The sequence below is a fragment of the Kocuria rhizosphaericola genome (assembly GCF_044462205.1).
Lineage (GTDB): Bacteria > Actinomycetota > Actinomycetes > Actinomycetales > Micrococcaceae > Kocuria > Kocuria rhizosphaericola.
In genome coordinates this window covers 1-4,357 of record NZ_JBISWK010000075.1, presented here as the reverse complement: position 1 = coordinate 4,357, position 4,357 = coordinate 1, and the positions used below count along the sequence as shown (strand labels likewise).

2 protein-coding genes are annotated in these 4,357 nt (G+C 70.2%); one reads left to right on the top strand and one right to left on the bottom strand.

Annotated elements, in window-relative coordinates; all coding sequences use genetic code 11:
* The coding region (gene ppsA, locus ACH9D2_RS07790; protein ID WP_396362271.1) for a phosphoenolpyruvate synthase at positions 1–2,376 on the bottom strand (2,376 nt) is incomplete at its 3' end.
* 695 nt (positions 2,377–3,071) lie between these two features.
* Between ppsA and ACH9D2_RS07785 the strand changes: the two genes are divergently transcribed.
* Positions 3,072–4,337: a M24 family metallopeptidase gene (locus tag ACH9D2_RS07785; protein WP_396362270.1), complete on the top strand. Its 1,266-nt coding sequence runs from the start codon at positions 3,072–3,074 to the stop codon at positions 4,335–4,337.
* Positions 4,338–4,357: the final 20 nt, after the last annotated feature.

The following is a 4,357-nucleotide window of genomic DNA, read 5'->3' as shown; positions in this document are numbered from 1 at the left end:
GCGGGCCAGGGCCAGCCAGGTGTCCACGACGGCGTCGGGGTTCAGGGAGACGGAGTCGATGCCCTGCTCCAGCAGCCACAGGGCCAGGTCGGGATGGTCGCTGGGGCCCTGGCCGCAGATCCCGACGTACTTGCCCCGGGCCCGGCAGGCGGCGATCGCCATCCCCAGCAGCTTCTTCACCGCCGGGTCGCGTTCGTCGAAGGATCCGGCGACCAGGGCGGAGTCGCGGTCCAGGCCCAGGGTGAGCTGGGTCAGGTCGTTGGAGCCGATGGAGAACCCGTCGAAGTGGTCCAGGAACTGATCGGCCAGCAGGGCGTTGGCGGGCAGCTCGCACATCATCACGATCTCCAGGCCGTTCTCCCCCCGTTTCAGACCGTTGGCCGCCAGCAGCTCCACCACCCCCTCGGCCTCGGCCACCGTGCGCACGAACGGGACCATGAGCTTGATGTTGGTCAGGCCCATGGTGGTGCGGGCGTGCCGCACCGCGGCGCACTCGAGCTCGAAGGCCGCACGGAACACCGGCGAGAGGTAGCGTGCGGCGCCCCGGAAGCCGAGCATGGGGTTCTCCTCCTCCGGCTCGAACTCCGGTCCGCCGAGGAGGTTGGCGTACTCGTTGGACTTGAAGTCCGAGAGCCGGATGATCACCGGCTCCGGGGCGAAGGCCGCCGCGATCGTGGCGATGCCCTCGGCCAGGCGCTTGACGTAGTAGTCGCGAGGTCCGGCGTAGGCGGCGATCCGCTCCCGGATCTGCCCGGCCACACCGGGGTCCAGCTCCGGGGAGCCGTTCTCCAGGGCGAGCAGCGCCAGGGGGTGGATCCCGATCTGGCGGTTGATGATGAACTCCAGCCGGGCCAGCCCCACCCCGTGGTGGGGCAGCTGGGCGAAGCTGAACGCCTGCTCCGGGGTGCCCACGTTCATCATCACCTTCAGCGGTGCTTCGGGCATGGACCCCAGGGCGGTCTCCTCGACGGTGTAGTCCAGCAGCCCCTCGTGGACCAGGCCCGTCTCGCCCTCGGCGCAGGAGACCGTCACCGGATCCCCGTCGGCCAGCACCTGAGTGGCGTTCCCGGCCCCGACCACGGCGGGGATGCCCAGCTCCCGGGCGATGATCGCGGCGTGGCAGGTGCGCCCGCCGCGGTCGGTGACGATCGCGGCGGCCCTCTTCATGATGGGTTCCCAGTCCGGGTCGGTCATGGAGGCGACCAGGACGTCACCGGCCTGGAAGGAGGCCATCTGCTCGATCGAGGACAGCACCTTCACCTGGCCGGCGCCGATGCGCTGGCCGATGGCCCGGCCCTCGACCAGGACCCTCCCGTCCTCGTGCAGCCGGTACCGGGAGACGGTCCCGGCGGCCCGGCGCGAGACCACCGTCTCGGGGCGGGCCTGCAGGATGTAGAGGCGCCCGTCGGTCCCGTCCTTGCCCCACTCGATGTCCATCGGGCGGCCGTAGTGGTCCTCGATGGCCACCGCGAACCGGGCCAGCTGCTCCACCTCGGCGTCGTCGAGGCTGAACCGGGCCCGCAGGTCCGGGGCCACGGGCACGAAGCCCACCGTCTCCCCGAGCTCCCGGGAGTCCGTGTAGGTCATCTGCAGGGCCTTGGCCCCGAGCCCGCGCTTGAGCACCGCCGGCCGGCCCGCGGCCAGGGCCGGCTTGTGGACGTAGAACTCGTCCGGGTTCACCGCCCCCTGCACCACCGCCTCCCCGAGCCCGTAGGAGGAGGTGATGAACACCGCGTCGGTGAACCCGGACTCGGTGTCCATGGTGAAGACCACCCCCGAGGCCCCGACGTCGGAGCGCACCATGCGCTGCACCCCGGCCGAGAGCGCCACCTCGGCGTGGGCGAACCCGTGGTGGACCCGGTAGGCGATCGCCCGGTCGTTGTAGAGGGAGGCGAAGACCTCCTTGACCGCCGCCAGCACGTTCTCCACGCCGCGGACGTTCAGGAACGTCTCCTGCTGGCCGGCGAAGGAGGCCTCCGGCAGGTCCTCCGCGGTCGCGCTCGAGCGCACCGCCCAGGAGGCCTCCGCACCCGCCGGCTGGGAGCCGGCCAGCTCCTCGTAGGCGGTGCGGATCCCGGCCTCGAGCGCGGCGGGCAGCGGGGCCTCCTGGATCAGCGACCGGATCCGCGCGCCCGCGGCGGCCAGGGCGCCCACGTCGGTGGTGTCCAGGCCCTCGAGGGCCTGCTCGATCCGCGCATCCAGTCCATCGGTGCGGAGGAACTCCCGGAACGCGGCGGCGGTGGTGGCGAAACCCCCCGGGACCTGCACCCCGGCCGCGCTCAGATTGCGGATCAGCTCCCCCAGGGACGCGTTCTTGCCCCCCACCTCCTCGAGGTCGGACAGGTCGATCTCGGTGAACGGAAGAACATGCGTCATCAGAATCGTGCTCCTAGGGGTGCGTTCGAGCGGACATCGGTCGGATCGTGGCGGACGGCCGGGGGCCGGACGGCTCGCGGGCCGGAGGTCGGGGGCTGGAACCGGTCCGGACATGGCTCAGGAGGGTCGCCGCCACGGCGCGGCCGCGTGCATGGTGGCGCGCACCGGCCGGTTCGCGTTCGGTGTCACCACGCCTCGCGCTCGGCGGGCCCCTCCGCTTCCTCCGTGAAGGAACCCAAGTATCTGTCGCCAACAGATATATCACTTATATACAGCCCGGGGGAAGGGTCTGTTCGCGTCCTGGGGAGTGGCGCACGGCCGCCGCGAGCGGGGTCGGGCCGGAGTCTCCCGCCGCGTGTTGCACTCTCGACAACTCAAGCGCGTGAAAGTCGATGCCACGCAGGATGGGGCGGGCCATGCTGAAAGCCATGACGGTCACACCCTTGACCGTGGCTCACATCACACTCTAGATTGAGGCAACGACGTTGCAGGGAATGCAACACGTGGCAGTCGGGGGAGAACGTGGCTCCACAGCTCGTCGGCGCACTGCTGCCGGCCGCTGCTGCGGTGACGGTCCGCAGGCCTCTTCCCGCGCTTTCCGGCACCGGCCGACGCCGTCCGGTGACTGCCGTTTCCCACCTCGGACCACCCACCTCGGACCACCCACCTGGAACGCACTCCACGAAAGGACGACCATGACCACCTCGCCCGCCACCACCGCTCCTGGCGCCACCAGCGTCGCCGAGCTCGAGCGCCTGAAGGTCCTGCACAACGGGGTCAAGGAGAAGCTGACCTTCTCCGACGCCGAGTTCGAGCGCCGCCTGGCCGGCCTGCGGCAGATCATGGCCGCCAAGCAGCTCGACGCCGTCATCCTGACCAGCTACCACGGCATCAAGTACTACTCCGACTTCCTGTACACCACGTTCGGCCGCAACTACGCCCTGGTCGTCACCGCCGAGGACTCCGTCACGGTCACCGCCAACATCGACGCCGGCATGCCCTGGCGCACCAGCTACGGCGAGAACATCGTCTACACCGACTGGCGGCGCGACAACTTCTACTACGGCCTCCAGGAGGCCCTGCGCCAGCGCGGCGTCGCGGCCCGCCGGCTCGGCGTGGAGGACGACGCCCTGCCGATGCTGACGCGTCAGCGGATCCAGGCCGCCTTCGAGGGTGCCGAGCTGCTCGACGTCTCCCAGGACGCCATGCGCCAGCGGATGATCAAGTCCGCCGAGGAGATCGAGGTCATCCAGCACGGCGCGCGCATCGGCGACCTCGGCGGGGAAGCCATCCGCGCGGCGATCCGCGAGGGCATCAGCGAGTACGAGGTCGCCCTGGCCGGCACCGAGGCCATGGTCCACGAGATCGCCCGCACCTTCCCGCACCGCGAGGTCCGCGACACCTGGGTGTGGTTCCAGTCCGGGATCAACACCGACGGCGCCCACAACTGGGCCACCACCCGCAAGCTGCAGCGCGGGGACATCCTGTCCCTGAACTGCTTCCCGATGACGTCGGGCTACTACACCGCCCTGGAGCGCACCCTGTTCCTCGGCCAGCCCGACGAGCGCTCCCTTCAGCTGTGGAACATCAACGTCGAGGTCCACGAGCGCGGTCTGGAACTGATCAAGCCCGGAGCGGTGTGCCAGGACATCGCCGCCGAGCTCAACGAGATCTACATCTCCCACGGCCTGCTGGCCAACCGGACCTTCGGCTACGGCCACTCCTTCGGGGTGCTCAGCCACTACTACGGCCGGGAGGCCGGCCTGGAGCTGCGCGAGGACATCGACACGGTGCTCGAGCCGGGCATGGTCGTGTCCATGGAGCCCATGATCACGGTGGCCGACGGCCTGCCGGGCGCCGGCGGCTACCGCGAGCACGACATCCTCGTCATCGGCGAGGACGGGGCGGAGAACATCACCAAGTTCCCCTACGGCCCCGAGCACAACATCATCTCGGCCTAGTCGCCCGGCAGCGGGTGGCG

Bases quoted from the DNA above. Each gene is read 5' to 3' on its own strand.
- ACH9D2_RS07785 (WP_396362270.1), top strand. From the start codon at position 3,072: ATGACCACCTCGCCCGCCACCACCGCTCCTGGCGCCACCAGCGTCGCC.